Origin of the sequence: Ectobacillus ponti (assembly GCF_024294785.1) — a bacterium.
Classification (GTDB): domain Bacteria; phylum Bacillota; class Bacilli; order Bacillales; family Bacillaceae_G; genus Ectobacillus; species Ectobacillus ponti.
Genome location: NZ_JANCLT010000007.1, coordinates 22,952 through 41,430, shown reverse-complemented (window position 1 = coordinate 41,430; position 18,479 = coordinate 22,952). Strand labels below are relative to the sequence as shown.

General features: G+C 52.0%; 21 protein-coding genes. 10 read left to right on the top strand and 11 right to left on the bottom strand.

What is annotated here, in order from left to right:
- The first annotated feature begins 186 nt into the window (after positions 1-186).
- Positions 187-330: a YuzL family protein gene (locus tag NK662_RS14055; RefSeq protein ID WP_254759575.1), complete on the top strand. Its 144-nt coding sequence runs from the start codon at positions 187-189 to the stop codon at positions 328-330.
- A gap of 280 nt (positions 331-610) precedes the next feature.
- Entirely contained in the window at positions 611-1,438 is an 828-nt protein-coding gene (locus tag NK662_RS14050; RefSeq protein WP_254759574.1) for a D-alanyl-D-alanine carboxypeptidase family protein, read from the top strand.
- Between the two features lie 70 nt (positions 1,439-1,508).
- Here the strand turns inward: NK662_RS14050 and NK662_RS14045 are convergent, their stop codons facing one another.
- The 4 genes from NK662_RS14045 to NK662_RS14030 form a co-directional block, all read right to left on the bottom strand.
- The gene (locus NK662_RS14045) at positions 1,509-2,930 is read right to left on the bottom strand and encodes an O-antigen ligase family protein (RefSeq protein WP_254759573.1); all 1,422 of its coding nucleotides are present in this window, start codon (positions 2,928-2,930) and stop codon (positions 1,509-1,511) included.
- A gap of 245 nt (positions 2,931-3,175) precedes the next feature.
- Positions 3,176-3,421, bottom strand: a complete 246-nt coding sequence (locus NK662_RS14040; protein WP_254759572.1) for a YusU family protein — start codon at positions 3,419-3,421, stop codon at positions 3,176-3,178.
- Positions 3,422-3,444: 23 nt separating this feature from the next.
- Positions 3,445-3,747, bottom strand: coding sequence for an MTH1187 family thiamine-binding protein (locus NK662_RS14035; RefSeq protein WP_254759571.1), 303 nt, complete (start codon positions 3,745-3,747; stop codon positions 3,445-3,447).
- A gap of 71 nt (positions 3,748-3,818) precedes the next feature.
- The gene (locus tag NK662_RS14030) at positions 3,819-5,204 is read right to left on the bottom strand and encodes an MFS transporter (RefSeq protein ID WP_254759570.1); all 1,386 of its coding nucleotides are present in this window, start codon (positions 5,202-5,204) and stop codon (positions 3,819-3,821) included.
- Between the two features lie 95 nt (positions 5,205-5,299).
- Here NK662_RS14030 and NK662_RS14025 point away from each other — a divergent pair, with 95 nt between their 5' ends.
- Entirely contained in the window at positions 5,300-5,464 is a 165-nt protein-coding gene (locus NK662_RS14025; protein ID WP_254759569.1) for a hypothetical protein, read from the top strand.
- Positions 5,465-5,491: 27 nt separating this feature from the next.
- Here the strand turns inward: NK662_RS14025 and NK662_RS14020 are convergent, their stop codons facing one another.
- The 5 genes from NK662_RS14020 to NK662_RS14000 form a co-directional block, all read right to left on the bottom strand.
- On the bottom strand, positions 5,492-5,740 hold the full coding sequence (locus tag NK662_RS14020; RefSeq protein WP_254759568.1) for a hypothetical protein: 249 nt from the start codon (positions 5,738-5,740) through the stop codon (positions 5,492-5,494).
- 104 nt (positions 5,741-5,844) lie between these two features.
- Complete coding sequence (locus tag NK662_RS14015) at positions 5,845-6,528, bottom strand: LrgB family protein (protein ID WP_254759567.1); 684 nt, start codon at positions 6,526-6,528, stop codon at positions 5,845-5,847.
- Entirely contained in the window at positions 6,525-6,896 is a 372-nt protein-coding gene (locus tag NK662_RS14010) for a CidA/LrgA family protein (protein WP_254759566.1), read from the bottom strand. The genes NK662_RS14015 and NK662_RS14010 overlap by 4 nt, the downstream gene beginning before the upstream one ends.
- A gap of 84 nt (positions 6,897-6,980) precedes the next feature.
- Positions 6,981-7,760, bottom strand: coding sequence for a class I SAM-dependent methyltransferase (locus tag NK662_RS14005; RefSeq protein WP_254759565.1), 780 nt, complete (start codon positions 7,758-7,760; stop codon positions 6,981-6,983).
- A gap of 4 nt (positions 7,761-7,764) precedes the next feature.
- On the bottom strand, positions 7,765-8,418 hold the full coding sequence (locus NK662_RS14000; RefSeq protein ID WP_254759564.1) for an HAD family hydrolase: 654 nt from the start codon (positions 8,416-8,418) through the stop codon (positions 7,765-7,767).
- A 94-nt stretch (positions 8,419-8,512) separates the two neighbouring features.
- On the opposite strand from NK662_RS14000, the gene NK662_RS13995 reads away from it, so the two are divergent.
- Positions 8,513-8,686, top strand: a complete 174-nt coding sequence (locus NK662_RS13995) for a hypothetical protein (protein ID WP_254759563.1) — start codon at positions 8,513-8,515, stop codon at positions 8,684-8,686.
- Between the two features lie 36 nt (positions 8,687-8,722).
- On the opposite strand, the gene NK662_RS13990 is transcribed toward NK662_RS13995, so the two are convergent.
- A complete protein-coding gene (locus NK662_RS13990; RefSeq protein ID WP_254759562.1) occupies positions 8,723-9,013 on the bottom strand; it encodes a hypothetical protein in 291 nt (96 codons plus the stop codon).
- A 103-nt stretch (positions 9,014-9,116) separates the two neighbouring features.
- On the bottom strand, positions 9,117-10,073 hold the full coding sequence (locus NK662_RS13985; protein ID WP_254759561.1) for a TolB family protein: 957 nt from the start codon (positions 10,071-10,073) through the stop codon (positions 9,117-9,119).
- Positions 10,074-10,210: 137 nt separating this feature from the next.
- Here NK662_RS13985 and NK662_RS13980 point away from each other — a divergent pair, with 137 nt between their 5' ends.
- From NK662_RS13980 to glmS, 6 genes are all read left to right on the top strand, one after another.
- Positions 10,211-10,675, top strand: coding sequence for a YbaK/EbsC family protein (locus tag NK662_RS13980; protein ID WP_254759560.1), 465 nt, complete (start codon positions 10,211-10,213; stop codon positions 10,673-10,675).
- A gap of 266 nt (positions 10,676-10,941) precedes the next feature.
- Positions 10,942-12,369: a PTS mannitol transporter subunit IIBC gene (locus NK662_RS13975; protein WP_254759559.1), complete on the top strand. Its 1,428-nt coding sequence runs from the start codon at positions 10,942-10,944 to the stop codon at positions 12,367-12,369.
- A 206-nt stretch (positions 12,370-12,575) separates the two neighbouring features.
- Positions 12,576-14,699 carry a BglG family transcription antiterminator gene (locus NK662_RS13970; protein WP_279664590.1) on the top strand — a complete coding sequence of 708 codons (2,124 nt, stop codon included), beginning with the start codon at positions 12,576-12,578 and terminating at the stop codon, positions 14,697-14,699.
- A gap of 1 nt (position 14,700) precedes the next feature.
- Complete coding sequence (locus NK662_RS13965) at positions 14,701-15,132, top strand: PTS mannitol transporter subunit IIA (protein WP_254759557.1); 432 nt, start codon at positions 14,701-14,703, stop codon at positions 15,130-15,132.
- Between the two features lies 1 nt (position 15,133).
- On the top strand, positions 15,134-16,291 hold the full coding sequence (locus NK662_RS13960; RefSeq protein ID WP_254759556.1) for a mannitol-1-phosphate 5-dehydrogenase: 1,158 nt from the start codon (positions 15,134-15,136) through the stop codon (positions 16,289-16,291).
- Between the two features lie 373 nt (positions 16,292-16,664).
- Positions 16,665-18,467, top strand: a complete 1,803-nt coding sequence (gene glmS / locus NK662_RS13955; RefSeq protein ID WP_254759555.1) for a glutamine--fructose-6-phosphate transaminase (isomerizing) — start codon at positions 16,665-16,667, stop codon at positions 18,465-18,467.
- The last annotated feature ends 12 nt before the right edge of the window (positions 18,468-18,479 follow it).

The following is an 18,479-nucleotide window of genomic DNA, read 5'->3' as shown; positions in this document are numbered from 1 at the left end:
TCGCAATAATTTTAAAACTAAAATTTGTATAAGAGGGGGTACACCTGCAATCATACCTTCTTCCGCTGTGGCTGCCGGATGCGGAGGATGGAAAATTGGCCGGGACCCTGCGCAAGAAAGATTTTCCGCGCAAAAAACATTGCTTTCATCAGTCTTGGAAATACTACGAAACGGAGGTGACAACATATGAAGCGAAAAGGAAATCCATCCAAAGCGGGTGTAAGCGCGGCAAGTGTGAAAGGCAGTGCAGGCCCTGGCAAGCAAACATCTGACAAAGGCCGCCACAGCAACAACGCCCAATACGGCAAACAAAACATGGGTGAAAGCTAACAAGAAAAGCGGAAGCCGCCCGCTTAGCCATCCGAAGGAAGGTTCCGGCCACTAAGAGGCGCTTTTTGCCTCTTATGGGGACGGGTTCTCCCTGGCAGTGGGCTGGCCGGTGCAACTGGACAACAAGAAAAGCGGAACCGGCTGGCTTGCCGAGAAATTTGACGGCAAAAAAGGCAGACCGGATGGCAAATCTTTTCCCATCAAGGCAGGGCGCATGGCATAATAAAAAAAGCTGTGCGCTCTATTCCGCACATGATACCATACAAAGGGAAGTGACACTGTGCTGAAAAAGCTTTCTCTCCTGTTCGTGGGAATTGCTCTCATTCTTCCTCTCTATCTTTCTTTCTCGCACACCAAAGCCCCGGTCCAGGCATCGCAGCCGGAAATTAACGGACGCTATGGCGTTGTGATAGATGCTGCGACAGGAGAAATTCTATATGATAAAAACGCGAAGCGGCAGGCGCCCCCTGCCAGCTTGACCAAGCTGATGACGGCGCTTCTCTTGCTTGAACGCGTCGGGGAACGCGAGGAAATTGTGATTACGCAGCACGCCATTGACACGGAATCCGGCGCGAAGCAGGTGCCGCTTGAGGCCGGTGAGCGGCTGCGCCGCAATGAAGCGCTGAAACTGATGCTAACCATTAGCGTCGATTCGGTGGCAGAATCGGTTGCCGAGCATATTTCCGGCTCCAAGAAGGAATTTGCCCATCTGATGAACCAGCGGGCGCGCGAGCTCGGAGCGGACACGCTTACCTTTTACAATGCAAGCGGATCGGATGCCTTGGGGCACCGGGCTTCTCCCTATGAGCTGGCACTCATTGCGCGCGAATTGCTCAAGCACCCGGAAGCGCTCGATTGCATGAGCCGCGTGACCAACACGGTGCAAACCTCCTTGCATACACGGGAAATCACAAACAGCGGCCGCAAGGACCTGAAGGATGATCCGCTTGCCCTTGGCAGCAAGAGCGGCCGCACTGCACTTGCTGACTATACCCTTATTACAGTGGATGAAAAACAGGGAAAGCGAGTGATTGTGGTCATTATGAAATCAGAACGGAAAACACTCTATACAGATGCGGCCAAGCTTGCAGCATATGCCCTGCACTAAGAAAAGCAGCTCGGACCGCTCCTGTTCCTCCCTGCAAAACAAAGGCGCCCTCAGTTGAGAGCGCCTTTTCCTATGCCTGCTTGCTCGGCAGGAAGCGGGATGCGTAGCCAAGCACCGTGAACAAATACAGGGTGAAGCTGTCATTTTCCATGATGCTGTACACCAGCCCGCCTACAATGGCCGCCACCGGCAGATAGACCAGCAGCGGAGAGAAGGCATGTCCGCGGCGGAGCCTCCAGGCAATGGACAGAATGCCTATTGCAAAAATGAGCATGAGCAGCATACCCACTGCACCTGTTTCGGCGAGTATCACAGCATACTGGTTGTCTGCATAAAACGTCGTGGGAATTTGGTATTTTTCATAAATCGGCGAGCCGTATGTCACCGTGGCTGCACTGCCATAGGTGGAAAAGCCATGCCCGATGACAGGCTTGTCCTTGAAAACCTCCAGCGCTTTCTTAAAGTAGTAAATGCGTCCGTTTCCCTGGCTCATTTCAATTTCCTGGCTGGACAGAGCCCCCGTAAATCGGCTGACGCCAACCTGCTGAGTCTGTTGTGCGCGCTCTGCTGTTTTCTGATCTCTGGATTCCAAATACGCTGTCGTCTTTGTGATGGAAACGAACAGCACAAGGGCGGAAACAGTGACAAGCAGCAGCTTCTTCCAATGCGGCACCTTACGATACAGGAACAGATAGACGGGAACGAATACAAGCAGCGTCAACAGGGCACCTCGTGAATAGGTAAGCCAGAAGGTTGTCTGAATGACAATCATGGCAGCATACAGCAGCCCGGCTTGTTTTCCCTTCACGTAACGGAGCAGGTAGATGGCCAGGAAAAACACAACAATCAGATACAAGGCCAGCTCATTCGGCCCCCCGGTCAGGCCATATACGCGGATTCGGTTTGTCTCGGCCAGCTTCATCATCTGCCAATCGTGCGGCAGCAGCCATTGGCGCGAGGAAAGCTTTTCAACCCAGCCGTGCAGCGACAACAGCACGCCTGTCACAACTGATACAGCCGCAAACAGGATGATGTCCGGCTGCTCGACCTTCATGCGGGATGTAATATAAAACAGAAGGTAAAATAGAAGGAGGGCATACAGCTGCATGGCAATGGCGCCCAGGCCAACCCCGCCCGTCAAGGCAGACACAACACCAACCGCGCAAAAAGCAAAATAGCCCCATTCAAAATAATGAAAGCGGAACAGCCCCTTCACATTGCTGCGATGCTGCCATAGAATCTGCAACAGAACAGCTCCAATTAACAGGAGGCCCAAAAACTTGTATCCATTGTTGAGCGCCGTGACTGCCGGGCGCATCGGCACAAACACAAGCAGGTACAGGATGCCCAGCTTATAGTCCCGCAGCACCACTGCCATCAGCAGCAGCGAAATCAGCAGAGCGATGTACGGGTTGGCAAAGAACAGACTGAGGCCGACCAGCACCGCTCCCGCCAACAGGAACGAAATACGCTGTTGATTCGTCAAATTCATATTTTTACCTCTCCATATACATAAGCTTATATTTCCGTCCTCCACATAAAGATACAGAGCAACAGATAACCAGTTTCAACGTTACGTGACATCACTGTTTTTGTCAAGGTTTCCCACAAGCCGACCCTCCCCATTTTCTGAACCTTCTGATTCATCAAATGAAGAAGAGTGCGGCCCTTTCAGGCCCTGACAGCAAGCACCGCAAAAAAGCTGACTTGACATTCTGTCAAGTCAGCTTCTCCCTGTCATTTTTTCGCGCGGTGCGCCTCGTTCAGCTGTTTAATCTCTGCCACAAGCTGCACCATCTGCTGCTTCGCATCCGGATACGTATCGTTCCAATGCTTGGCCAGCGCGGGCATGGACTTGGCAATGTAGGAATACAGCGCCCACACTTGCACCTTCTCCTTCAGCTCCCCATTTGCTTCTCCCAGCAGCAGCTCCGTGTATTTTTCCAATAGACCGTCAAACTGCTTCTGAAACTTCTCCTCCATGCTTGTCAGCCTCCCTTTCTTGCTTACAGCTTGCTTTGCACAGACTGCAGCTTGCCCGCCATCGTGCTTTTCTTGTCGCGGCGGTCATCAATGCGGATATTGGTTGCCACGCGTGCCGCGCCTTTTGTAAATGGAACCTCATGCAGCTCCTGAATGATTGCAAACAGCACCGGCAGTTCCCCTTCAATCTGTGTGCTCATCGGGGTCAGCTGGTACTCCACCCGGCCCTCATGCCGCTTCAATACTTTATGGATGTCAGCCACGTAGGAGCTTACGCTCGGGCTGCCCGTTCCAACCGGAATAATCGTGATATCAACAATTGCCATGAAAAAGTCCTCCTGAAGTAGATTCTCCCTCATTATAATAGAAGAAAGAAAAAAATGGGAGCTATGCGCTCTTACCGGAGACTGCGCATCAGCCGCACACTCAGCAGCAGGCTGAGCAGCGTCGCAAGCAGCAGCATCAGGCCCAGCTCCATCACATGGCGTGCGGACAGGTCTGCAGCGAACAGGCTGCCAATCAGCACAGAGGAAGCAATTGCCCCCAAATAGCGCGATGTCTGAAACAGCCCGGAGGCAACCCCGATTTCCCCGGGCGGGGCCGCGCGCAGCATGGCGGTTTGCAGGCTGACGTTTTGAAAGCCGTAGCCGGTTCCCATAACCGACAGCACCGGTATGAGCCCCTTCCAGCCTAGAGCGGGCAGGAAGAATGCAAAGCTGACAGCCCCAATCAGCATGCAGCCGGCGCCGAGAAACAGCGGCGGCAGGACTCCGGAACGGTCCACCCACTTGCCGGTGAGCGGCGATACTACAATCCCAAAGGCGGAAATGAACAGCATCAGCAGGCCGCTCCCCTCCAGCCCGAGCTTGAGCTCGTCCTGTAAATAAGCCGGCAGCCCGAACAACAAGGAATAATTGTAAATGTTGAGCAGGATAAACAGGACATTGACCCTCGTCAGCGCCATATGATCCCGGAACATGCGCAAATTGATGAAGGGGTTCTCCAGCCGCAGCTCTCTCCTGATGAACAGAAGCAGGCTCGCACCGCCACCGATGCCCAAGAGCGGCTTTATGCCGGTCTTGAAGGACAGCACGAAGCTCAGCAGCAGCAATAACGCTGCAGCAAACAACAAGATTCCAGGTATATCCAGCTGTGGCAGCACCTCCCGGAGGCTGCTGCGCCGCTGCTCGTCACGTGGAAAGATGGTCCAGGCGAGCAAAAAGCTGAGGAAAAGGAACGGAATATTTACTGTGAAAATGCTCTCCCAGCCGCCAAGGGGAATCAGAAATCCGCCAACCGTCGGCCCGATGGCCACCGTTACAGATGAGAATACGGAAATGACGGCGAGTGCCGCCGCCTGCCGCTCTGTAATATACCTGCGCACAAGCCCCATGCCCGAAGGATAAATCGCGCTCGTGCCGATGGCCTGCAGCACCCGCAGCACCAGAAGAAGCGAAAACATGGATACAAAGGGAGCGGCAACCGCCGGAATGAAAGCAATAGCCAGGCCGGCCAGAAACACCCGCTTGCGTCCGAACACATCACCGAGCCTCCCCATCACCGGCTGCCCGGCGGCACTGGAAATATAAAAAGCAGAAATCACCCAGGACACAGCCGCAAACGACAGGCCATACGCATGCTGGATGCCGTGCAGCGCCATGGAGATCATGGAGGAATTGAGCGGATTCAGAATCGTTCCCGAGGATACCGCCAGCAAGAATAACGCGCGGCTTTGACGCCACTCCTCCCGCCGCTCCAAAAGCGGCGTTGTCATTGGCTTCATGGCTTTCCCTCCTTTTTCCGTTAGTCTGTCCTGTTTTCCCGTTACATACTTTGCTGCAGAGGCGGGAATGGATAAGAGAGACAGGAGGGATTAGGATGATCAGAAGACGCAGACGTGCAGGCGGGCCGACCATAGCGCCGGGCATGGACCGGTACAAGGATCTGAACCGCAGTGCTACAGAAGAAGAAGTGGCCCGCGGCGAATATACAAAAGTCATTCGCATGTCCTGGGACGAGGTCGATCCGTCCGGAAAAGATTAAAAGCCAGAGAAGCTCTGGCTTTTTTGCTTAATCACATCCGCCGCCGTCTGAAGAGCCGCCGTCGAAGAAGCTGTGCGAAGAATGGTCATGATGGCTGTGATGGTGGCCGCCGTGATGATGGTGCCCGGGTTCATAGACATCCGCCATTGAAGAATGCACAACGGTTTGATTGGTTCCAGTAACCCGCGCGGCAGCATGCCGGCGCTTTGCCGCCCCTGACTTTTTGCTTGCCGCAATCAGGAGGACCGCAACTACAATAAGAATGAAAATACCCATTCCTCTTCACCCCTTTATAAATATGTAATTTCCTCTATTATATATCACTGGGACAGCCTTAAGCGAAACAAGCTGACCCGCCACAGATCAGCTTGTTTTACTCCTTAAGCAAGCCAGGAGAAAATGGATGGAACGACGACTGCTGTAAAAATAGCAGATAATCCCATCGCCACTGCAGCAATGGAACCCTGGAGCTCGCCTTCCTGCGCCGCCTGCGCCGTTCCTTGTCCATGCGAAATCGTGCCGAGCGCCAGGCCGCGGGAGAGCGGATGATTGATTTTGGAAATATCCAGCAGAAACGGGCCAATCATGGCGCCCAGAATGCCTGTGCACACAACAAAGGCTGCCGCAAGCGACGGATCTCCCTTCAGCACGCGGGTAATTTCTACTGCAATCGGCACTGTGACCGATTTTACACTGAAGGCAATGAGAATCAACTGCTTCAGCTGAAATACCTTCACCAGCGCCACTGCCGCCAACAGGCTTGCCAGTGCTCCGGTGATCAGACCATTAACAGCTGGAACCGCGTGCTTTTGCAGGATGGCCCGGTTCTTATACAGGGGCACCGCCAGCGCCACGGTTGCCGGCCCGAGCAAAAACGTCATGATGTGCTGCGCCGGCACATACGCTTGATACGACACATGGCTGATGACAAGCACGCTGATGATGACAGCCGTGCTGAGGAATACAGGTGTTGTAAATGGCGAGCGGTACCGCTTTCCGGCCCACAGGCTGAAGGTATAAGCCGCCACGGTGATGCCTATGCAGTAGAGCATGTACATGTTCATTGTGCCCGCTCCCCTCTCTTCGCCAGCACCTGCGATACGGAACCGGTTACATAAATGCCGACGCTGATGCTGACAATGAGCGTGACAGCGAGCACAAGTCCATTCGATAAGAATAAGCCGCCAAATTTCATCAGCCCGACTGCAATCGGAATGAAGAAGAAGGCCAGATGCTTGACCAGCAGAGCGGCGCCGCGCTCAATCCATTTCAGCTTCACCGCGCCGGTGGCCAGCAGGATAAACAGCAAAAGCATCCCCATCACATTGCCCGGAACCGGCACATGGGTCGTATCCACAAGAAAATAACCAAGCTCATTGAGTACATACAAAACCGCAATTTGTACTGTGACTGTTACAATGTCTTTCCACATACTTTGTTCCCCCTGATGATGATATCCTCTCTTATTCTAGGATACTTTCCAGGGCATGTCAGCAGGAATGCTTGAAAAACACAGTTATCCTTTTCTTGCCAGCCAAATCGTCCAGCAGTCGTTCTCTTGTATCTGCTGTTTTGGGACGCGGGCACAAATGTAAGATGCCAATTCCCTCAGCTCATCATCTGTCAGCTCATGCAGGATGGACCGTCCTGTGCGTCCCAGCAAATCCCGCTCCAGTTCCTTCTGATCGGCATACGTCCGGCGCGTCTCCCAAAGCTTGACTTCCTCCACATCGGCAAAGCCGGCTGTTCCCAAAGCCTGCCGCATGGTCATGCTGCTGTGGCGCCGTCCGGTTTCCTTTGCAATCAATCTCGGAAACAGCTGAAAGAAATATCCGCGCAAATGGGTGCTGCTGCCCGGGCGCAGGCAATCCTCCGGCGTCCGGTTCTGGACCACCAGCAAGCCGCCCCTTCGCAAAATCCGGTGTGCTTCCACAAAGCATGCCGGCAGCTTCTCTGCCGGCAGATGGTGTGTCAGCGCCCGCTCGAGCACCACATCACAGCATGCCGCAGGCAGTCCCGTTTCCGCCGCTGACCCCTGCCGAAACAAAATTCGCTCCTCATCCCGGCAAAACGCCGCGGCCCCCGCCAGCATTTCAGCCGAGAAGTCCACACCTATTACCTGCGCGGCACCCAAGCCGATGAGCGCCCGGCTGTAGATGCCGCCGCCGCAGCCGATGTCCACAGCTATCTTCCCTTGTACACTGGCCCTCTCAGCCATCAGCTGCAGCCATGTTTGGTCCGCTGCTCTTGCCGCATATGTCCCCTTGTTTTCCTCCGCAAAAAAGTCAATTCCCATCCTCTCACCCCCGGATGAATTGGACGACGTCCTTCAGCGCCTTTTCACTCATGGAATTTAAGCGCAGCGCATAATCTGTAAAAGCCAAATGCCCCGTCACTTGATTCGGAACAATGACACAATGGAGACCGGCCCGGCGCGCTGCGATCGAGCCATTCAGCGAGTCCTCAAACGCAATGGCCTCCACCGGCCGGACGCCAAGCGCCGCTGCTGCCTGCACATACAGCGCCGGGTCCGGCTTCACCTTCGCCACATCCTCTTTCGTCTTCAGCACTTCAAAATGAGGACGGATGCCAAAGCGCTCCAGAAATCCTTCAATCCAGGCGCGGCTGGAGCTGGAAGCCAGGCCAACCTGCAAGCCAAGCTCCTTTGCCTCCTGCAGATAATCCAGCACACCTTCGCGCGGCTGCAGGTCCAGCATTCTGCCGGAATAGCGCTTGTCTGCCAGCCTTTGCAGTTCATCTGCTTCAACTGGCTTTTTGGCATACTGGTAATAGTGTGCGAGCAACATTTCATCTGTGGTACCCACTGCTTTTCCAAATACCTCCAAGGGCAAGTCACACCCATGCTCGGCGAACACTTCCCGAAACACGTCATACCATACTGTCTCTGTATCAACAATTAATCCATCAAAATCAAATATGACTGCTTTTACCATTCTTGCCTCCCCTTTCCTGCCCATTGTACCATGCTTCCAGCAATATACATATCCTCCTTCATCGTGTAGGATATAACGAGAGAGGGAGATGCCTGTGCAGGCAAGACGCGACATTCGCAAGCAAAAAAAGCAGAATGGCACCTATACAGGGAAGGATGCTTTTTGGGACATCCTGCTGGCCGTTCCAGAAGTATTCCTGTACGCCGGGCGCCTTCTCTGGTGGCTCATCCGCGGCCTGATTAAGCTGATTGCCCATGCCGCCAACTGAAACAGGCACCAGGGGCCGTCCCTGGTGCCTGCTCTGTTATGAATCCCATCCCGCTTCTTCCCACTCACGTTCCGCCTTTTCATTTGCATGCAGCACATATTTCGCAAAAGAAACACCGATGCCGGCCGAAACAGCGCCGATGGAGCAAATAATAAACAGCAGAGAATCTGCAGCCGCCAGACAATAGATGGACAATGCGGCGTACAACAAGAGTACAATGCGATACAGGTCAATCCGGGAAAGCATATACTGCACAAATCCGCAAAGAAGCATAGCGGCAGCCGCCGATAGCAGCACTTCAACCGCCGCCAGAATTTGACGCTCCATTTCCGTTCCCTCCTGCCTTATCCTTTCCTGTTGTATTCGGCTGCCCCGATTTGTTTTCCTCGTTACGGCTGCCAAATCCGTTCAACAAAAACCAGCAAAAAATTCAAGGCAGCATGGGTACATAACGGAGGCCAAAGCCGTCTACATCTATTTCCCAAATGCTGTAGCCTGCTCCCGGCGGCACCCGCGGCCAGTCAGGATTCACACTGAACAGCAGCTTTTTCGAGCCGTGGAGAAAGGCCGGCGCTGCCGCATATCCCTTCATGCCGGTCACCTGTGTCACCTTGCTTGTTGCAATTTCCATTACATACACATCGTACTCATACACGGAAGCATTCAGCGTCTCGCCTGACACGGCAGAAAAGGCAAGAAGTCGGCCGTCCTCCGATAAGGAGGCATCATACACACCTGGAATTTCTAAATCATACACCGGCAGTTTCCGTTCCTGTCCGGTATGCAAGTCCCATATGTACAAAGAAGGAGCCTGCTCTTTTTCCTTTGCTTGAATGAAATACAGGGTGCGCCCATCGGGTGCCGCCGATAAGCTGTTGATATAGTAAGAACTTGTCACCTCGCGCACGTCACTGCCATCCGGACGCATGGAAAAGAGCTGGAATGCTCCCGGTTTGCCGGCCAGAAAGTAAATCACGGTTCCGTCATGAGAGAAAATGGCATCCGTAACATACAGCTGCCCTGAGGACAAGGACACTGCCCCGCTGCCGTCCCGGTTCATCATCCAAAGTGTCTGGTTCCCGCCCCGCTGCGAGAGGTACAGGATGCGGGTGCCATCCGGGGAGAACACGGGATGCAGATAGACCTCCTTCCTGGAGGTGAGCACCCCCATTGCTTTCATCCCCCTGTCCTTGGACACGTAAATCCCCGACTCGTTTCCCGTATTATATGAAAAAGCGATAGCATCATCATTCGGCGCCACCGCAAAGTAGGCTCCAATTCCGCCGGGCTGCTGCTGTGCGCTTTTCATCGAAAACAAAACCGCACAGACCGCCGTAACCAGCATCAGTCCAATGAGGAACAAACGCTTGCCTGATACGCGTTTCATACTCCCTCTCCTTTTGGCGCTTTCTCTCATTGTATTCCTGCCGGGCCTGCTCATATGTGCTGCTGTACATCCGAATATTTTGTCTTCTTCTTTTCCATAATGATATGATAGTACAAAACAGAACAAGGAGGCCTCCTATGCCTATTCAACGTGTACGGGAATATGTGAAGCAATATGATGCTTCCTTGGAACCGCTTGTGTTTGCCGAAAGTCTGAAAACCTCCGCCGAGGCGGCAGCTGTGCTTGGCGTCGAGGTTGGACAAATTGCCAAATCCATTTTATTTCGTTCTGAGGATACCTTTGGCCTCTTCGTAACGGCGGGCGATGTCAAAGTGCCCCCGAAGCAGCTGAAGCTGCTGCTTGGGGGAAAGAAGCCGAAGATGGCGACTCCTGAGGAAGTGGAGCTCATTACAGGCTTCCGTGTCGGTGCCGTCTGCCCCTTTGCGCTGCAGGAAAATATCCCTGTCTACATTGATACCTCCATGCAGCGCTTTGACCGGGTATTCACAGCAGCCGGCATCATTGAATCTGCGCTTCCGATTACCTATGAGCAGCTGAAGCACATTACAAACGGCATTGAATTTGACACCATCACAGCATAAGGCCCGGCATTTGCCGGGCTTTATCATTTCCCGGCACCCCGCTGGACAAACCCATTCCCCTTTCCTTTTGTATAATAGCATCCCTTCTTGGAGCATGATAAAAGCAAGACATACCAGACTGTATTACCGCATTATTTGATTTGATTTTAATAATGACAACAACCATGATGACAAAATGCATTTTTGTATAAATTGCTGAAACAGGTGTAAACGCTTTATCATAAGGTTGTGAAATACAAACACACAAATTGAAAGGAGAGACAAACATGCAACAAACTGTTGAAACAACTTCCAATACAAAAGTTAAAATTCAACGTTTCGGAAGCTATTTGAGCGGCATGATCATGCCAAACATTGGCGCTTTCATCGCTTGGGGACTTATCACGGCATTATTCATTCCTACTGGCTGGATCCCAAATGAGAGCTTCGCCAAGCTGGTTGGCCCAATGATCACGTTCCTGCTTCCGCTTCTCATCGGTTATACAGGCGGTAAAATGATTCACGACGTACGAGGCGGCGTTGTCGGCGCCACTGCAACAATGGGGGTTATTGTCGGTTCCGACATCCCAATGTTCCTCGGAGCCATGATTATGGGTCCTCTTGGGGGCTACATCATCAAGAAATTTGACCAAGCCATCCACGGCAAGGTAAAGTCCGGCTTCGAAATGCTGGTAAACAACTTCTCTGCCGGTATTATCGGCGGTCTGCTGACGCTGTTGGCATATAAAGGAATCGGCCCGGTTGTATTGGGCTTCAGCAAAGTGCTGGCTGCAGGCGTAAAAGCCATCGTAAGCGCAGGCTTGCTGCCAATCGCAAGCATCTTTGTAGAACCAGCGAAGGTTCTGTTCCTGAATAACGCCATCAACCATGGCATCCTGAGCCCTCTGGGCATCGAGCAGGCTACAAAAGCAGGAAAATCCATCCTGTTCCTGGTTGAAACAAACCCTGGTCCTGGCCTTGGTATCCTGTTGGCATATTGGCTGTTCGGCCGCGGTGCTGCAAAGCAATCTGCACCAGGCGCAGTTATCATTCACTTCTTGGGCGGTATTCACGAGATTTACTTCCCTTACATCCTGATGAAGCCAATTCTGGTTCTGGCAGCCATTGCCGGCGGCGCGAGCGGTCTCTTTACCTTCACACTGTTCAACGCGGGCCTTGTAGCAGCTCCATCACCAGGCAGTATCTTCGCGCTGATGGCTATGACACCGCGCGGCGGCTACCTTGGCGTATTGGCTGGGGTGCTTGTGGCAACAGCCGTTTCCTTCGCGATTGCATCTCTCATCCTAAAAACAAGCAAGGTAAAGGATGAAGAGGAAGAAGATTTGTCCGCAGCAACTGCAAGGATGGAAGCAATGAAAGGCAAAAAGAGTGTGGCTGCCGCTGTACTCGTTGAACAAGCGCCGGTTGTTGCCGGAGCAGTAAACAAGATTGTATTTGCTTGTGACGCTGGTATGGGTTCAAGCGCCATGGGTGCCTCCATCCTGCGCAACAAAGTACAAAAGGCTGGACTTGATGTAACAGTCATCAACACAGCCATTAATGCTCTGCCCGCAGATGCAGATCTGGTTATCACACACAAAGATTTGACTGATCGTGCGAAAGCAAAGCTGCCTGACGCCACTCATATTTCTGTGGAAAACTTCTTGAACAGCCCAAGATATGATGAGGTCGTAAACAGCTTGAAATCCGAGTAATGCTGAGAGTCCGGGGAACCACCCCGGACTCTTTTTCTGTTTCCTGCAGCTTTTCAATTTTGGCAACAATCTCTATGACGATTTCATAATTTCATCTTGTTGTACAAGCATTTCAACCGTTTTATGATCAAGATGTCAGTATAAAAATTAAATTTTGTCATCATCCTAGGATAGGAGGTTTACAAAAGACAGACGCAGGTGGAGTGATGCCCTTGTACATTTCCGCACGAGAAAGACAGATTCTTGAATTTTTGCTGTCCGAAAGAAGAGAGCACACAGTGAAGGATCTTGCGGATCATATTGCTGTAAGTGTAAGGACGATACACCGCGACTTGAAGAACGTGGAAGATATTTTGCAGAGATATGGTTTGCAGCTGCAAAAGAAGTCAGGTGTTGGCATCCAGATTGTGGGCAATCCTGAAAAAATCCACGAGCTTGAGCTGTTTTTGTTTAGTGTTTCACACGTGGAGTACACGCCGGAGGAGCGTCAGACGCTGGTCCTGTGTACCCTGCTGGAAGCCAAAGGGCCGGTCAAGCTGATCGGACTTGCCACAGATTTGCATGTTACCATTGCGACAGTAAGCAATGATTTAACAAAGCTGGAGACATCTCTTACCGGCTTTGGCCTTACCTTGCTGAGGCGCCGGGGGTACGGTGTGGAGCTCTCCGGACCTGAAAATGCGAAGAGAAGGGTCATGCGGCATATCATTGCCGAGCACATGGATGAATCCGAGTTCCTCTCTCTCGCCAAGGAAAATATTCAAAAGAAGTCGGTACAGCAAATTGACACGGTTTCCGACCGGCTGATGGGACTCGTCGAACGGAACAAGCTGCTGATTGTTGAAAAGGCAGTGGAATCCATTAATGCCGACCTCTCCTACTCCATTGCCGACAGTGCATATATCGGACTTGTCGTTCATCTTGCCCTGGCAATTGAAAGAATCCAGCAGGGCGAAAGCATTATGATTGATCCGGAGTATCTGGCCGAACAGCAGACCACCAAGGAGTACAGGTTTGCAGAGAAGCTGGCCGGTCAATTGGAGCGTGCATTTGAAATTGAAATTCCCTCAGCTGAAATTGGCTATATCACCATGCATCTGCGGGGAGCCAAATTGCGGCATGATAAGGAATATCTCATGGAGGACTCCAGCCTGCAAATCGCGCTGAAAACCAAGCATCTCATCCAGTATGTCGGCGAACGGCTGGAGCAGGATTTGACCGGCAGCCCATCCTTATTTGAAGGACTTGTGCTTCATTTGAAGCCGGCTTTATACAGGATGAAGCAAGGAATGGGAATCAGTAACCCGCTGCTTGAAAAAATAAAGGGAGACTACCCGGAATTGTTTGCTGTGGTAGCGGAAGGCATGGAGTATGCATTTCCAGAGACAACTGTTCCGGACGAAGAGATTGGCTACCTTGTTATGCACTTTGGTGCTGCCGTGCTGGGCCGCCGGTCTGGAGACGGACTGCGTGTGCTGGTCATCTGCTCCAGCGGGATTGGCACCTCCAAGATGCTGGCTTCCAGGCTGCAACGGGAATTTGCCGAAATCAAAAGCGTCCGCAACATTTCAGTATTTGAACTGAACCATATTCATAAGAGTCAATATGACCTTGTTGTTTCAACCATTCCGCTCCCTAATTACGAGTATCCTTACATTATGGTGAGCCCGATTCTCAGCCCCGCTGAGGTTGAGAAAATGAGAAATTATATACAGCAGCATACAAATGGACCGATGAGTGCTGTGAACATAAAATCTGCACAGCGGAATTATGATAAGGATGTATCCCGGCTCCAAAGGGAATTGTACCTCATTCGGGAATATGCAGATGTCATTTCAACTCTTTTGCAAAGATTTGAGGTCGGACAAAGCATGCCGCCGGCTCCTGTCACCGTTTTATTACCTGCTATTTGCGGCGGCTTGCTGGAAAAAGGCATCATAGCTGATCTCCAAGCAGTGGTTCAAGCTCTGCTGCGGCGGGAAGAAGTTGGCGGACTCGGGATACCGGGCACCTCTCTGGTGCTGTTCCATACACGGGATGACCAGATTTCCATCCCATTTTTCGGCATCTACCCGCTGGATGCAGCCATTGAGGTAAAGGGAATGGATAACATCATGATGGAAGCAGATACACTTCTGATGCTTCTGTCGCCCGGGGCACCGTCCCCCCAGGCAGTAGAGCTGCTGAGCCACATCAGCTCCCTGCTGATTGAAAACGAAACAACCATTGCCCTGTTCGAATCACACAATTACAGCGCAATCTCTGCCTATCTCACCACGAGATTTGACCACTATTTCAGTGAAAAATTAAAGGAAATAAGGAGTGTATAGCATGTCTATCCTGGCCAAAGAAAATATCGTACTACAGGCATCTGTTGCAAACAAAGAGGAAGCGATCCGTTTAACCGGAGGCGTACTTGTGGATCGTGGCTATGTTGAGCCGGCTTATATTGAAAAAATGCTGGAGCGCGAAGTATTAACTTCTACTTATATGGGGAACTTTATCGCAATTCCACATGGAACAGAAGACTCCAAGCGCGAAGTGAAGCAGTCCGGCATCGCCATTGTTCAGGTGCCGGGCGGCGTAGATTTTGGCAGCGGCAATATTGTCAAGCTGCTGATTGGGATTGCCGGAAAGGACAACGAACATCTGGATATTTTGTCGCAGATTGCAATTGTCTGCTCGGAAGAGGAGAATGTCGAAAAGCTCGTGAATGCTGCAACAGCTGAAGAAATTCTGAGCATTTTTGAGGGAGTGAACTAATATGCTGGCTGTCCATTTCGGTGCCGGGAATATCGGACGCGGCTTCATCGGGAAGCTGCTGTACCAATCCGGGTTTGAAACCTGCTTTGTTGATGTGAACAAGGAGATCGTAAACCTCCTGAACGAGAGAGGCGAGTACAGTGTTGTACTGGCTGACAGTTCACAGGAAGCATTCACCGTGAAGAATGTACGTGCGCTGAACAGCCAAGAGCAGCCGGATGCGGTGGTGGATGCAATCGCCAATGCCGACCTCGTTACGACTGCTGTCGGTCCGAACATCCTGCCGTTCATTGCCGGGTTGATCGCAAAAGGCTTGCGCCAGCGCAGCCAGACGACAGACCGCCCCTTGAATATCATTGCCTGCGAGAATATGATCGGCGGCAGTACTTTATTGAAAGAGAAAGTGTACGAGCATGTGAGCGGGGACGAGAAGGCTGCTTTTGACAAGCAGTTCGGCTTCCCGGACGCAGCGGTGGACCGCATCGTGCCGAATCAGCAGAATGAGGACAAGCTGATGGTCATGGTCGAGCCCTTCTATGAATGGGTGGTGGAGGAAACGAAGCTGGCCGGCGAAAAGCCTCCCGTCCAGGGCATTACGTTTGTCACGGATCTGATTCCTTATATTGAACGAAAGCTGTTTACGGTGAATACAGGACATGCAGTAGCCGCCTATTTCGGCTACCTGTTCGGAATTCCGACAATCAATGAAGCGATGGCCAACTCACAAGTATATGAACTGGTCAAGCAGGCCTTGGAGGAAAGCGGTGAGTTTCTGGTTGCGAAATACGGCTTTGATGCTGAAACACATGCTGCCTATATCCAAAAAATTCTCCAGCGCTTTGCGAACCCGTACATTTCTGATGAAGTGACACGTGTTGCCCGTTCGCCGATCCGGAAGCTGGGACCGAACGACCGCCTTGTCAGCCCGGCAAAGCAATATGCGGAAGTCGTTGGCAAGCAGCCTGTGTATCTTGTAAAAGCAATCGCTGCAGCCCTGCTGTATGACTACCAGGGTGATGACGAAGCAACAGCGGTCCAAACCACCATTCAGCAAAACGGAATCGCAGCAGCAATTGAGCAGTACACGCAGCTGGATCAAAATGATTCGCTGTTCCAGGCCATTTTGGACCAATATCAGCAATTCCAAGCTGAGAAATAAAGCTTGCACAGGTGCCCTTGCAGTCCTTCAGGACGCAAAGGCACCTTTTTTTCTATGGCGATGACTACATGCCTTGGAATATTCATACACCTGCCATGAATTCTTTAACGTATTGTGACAGAACAGAAGGACATCTTGAAGAGACCATACCGCCCTCATATAGTGAATGTGTACTGAACAGCGCCTGAGCTGAATGAAACGGTCTGTCATTCAGCTGACGAGGAGGAGGTTTATCGAGCATTCGGCGGATGCCTCCCGGCTGCAGCGATTGCAGCCGTCAAATTCTCTTGTAAAACAAGGGGGTAACCCTTTGCACAAATAGGGGAATATAATCGCAAGGATCCAAGTCTAAACAAAGAAAGAGGAATGGCTTATGTGTGGAATTGTCGGATATGTTGGGCAGCAGAACTGCAAGGAAATTTTGCTGCGCGGTCTTGAGAAGCTGGAATATCGCGGGTATGATTCCGCGGGGATTGCCCTGCTAAACGAAGCTGGCGTGCATATTTTCAAGGAAAAAGGACGCATCGCACAGCTGCGTGAAGCTGTAGACACAACTGTGGATGCTCCCGTAGGCATCGGCCATACGCGCTGGGCAACGCATGGCATCCCAAGCCGGGTGAATGCGCATCCGCACCAGAGCGCATCCGGCCGGTTTACTTTGGTTCACAATGGCGTCATTGAAAACTACACGCTCCTGTATAACGAGTATCTGCAGGGAATCTCCTTGCAGAGCGATACCGATACCGAGGTTGTCGTCCAACTGATTGATAAGCTTGTGCAGGAAGGAGCAGCAGCTGAAGAGGCATTCCGAAACGTGCTGTCACTGTTGAAAGGCTCTTACGCCATTGCGCTTCTTGATGCGGAGGACCCGGAAGTCATCTATGTAGCCAAGAACAAGAGTCCGCTGCTTGTCGGTCTTGGAGACGGCTTCAATGTTGTTGCCAGTGATGCGATGGCCATGCTGCAGGTCACAAGCCAGTATGTAGAATTAATGGATCAGGAAACAGTTATTTTGACAGAGAACAGCATCCAGATCAAGGATGCCGCCGGCCACCTCATTGAGAGAGCGCCTTACGAAGCGCTGCTAGATGCCAGCGATATTGAAAAAGGCACGTATGAACACTATATGCTGAAGGAAATTGACGAACAGCCCCCTGTCATCCGGAAAATTATCCAAGAGTATTCCAACGACAAGAATGAGCTGGAAATCGATTCGGACATCCGGCAAGCACTGTTGGACGTGGACAGAATCTATATCATCGCCGCAGGCACAAGCTATAATGCCGGGTTGATCGGAAAAGAGTTTATTGAGAAAATTGCCAGGGTGCATACGGAGGTGTTTGTTGCCAGCGAGTTCTCCTATAATATGCCGCTTCTGTCCCAAAAGCCGCTGTTCATTTTCATTTCGCAAAGCGGAGAAACGGCCGACAGCCGCGCGGTGCTTGTACAGGTTAAGGAGCTGGGTTACAAGACACTGACCATTACAAATGTTCCGGGCTCCACCCTCTCCCGCGAGGCCGACTATACCCTGCTGCTCCATGCGGGACCGGAAATTGCGGTAGCCTCCACAAAGGCTTATACAGCCCAGATGGCGGTATTGGCGATACTGGCGGTGGATTTGGCAAGAGCAAAGGGCAGCTCCGTGCCGTTTGATGTGACGCAGGAGCTGGGCCTTGTCGCCAATGCCATGGAAACCTTGTGCAATGAGAAGGAGGAAATGGAGCAAATTGCCGAGGAATATCTGTCTGTTTCCCGGAATTGCTTCTTCATCGGCCGCGCCGTGGACTACTATGTATGTCTGGAAGGGTCTTTGAAGCTGAAGGAAATTTCCTATATCCAAGCCGAGGGCTTTGCCGGCGGAGAGCTCAAGCATGGCACCATTGCCCTGATTGAGAATCGAACACCAATCATTGCCCTGACAACACAACAGCACGTGAATCTTGGCATTCGCGGAAACGTGCAGGAGGTCATCGCCCGCGGCGCCAATGCCTGCATCATCAGCATGGAAGGGCTGGAGCAAATCAACGACCGCCTTGTCCTGCCGCACGTGCTCGACTTGTTCACCCCGTTTGTCTCTGTTGTGCCGCTGCAGCTGATTGCTTACTATGCCGCCCGCCAACGCGGATGTGATATTGATAAGCCGCGCAATCTTGCCAAGAGTGTGACAGTTGAATAATATGATACAGAA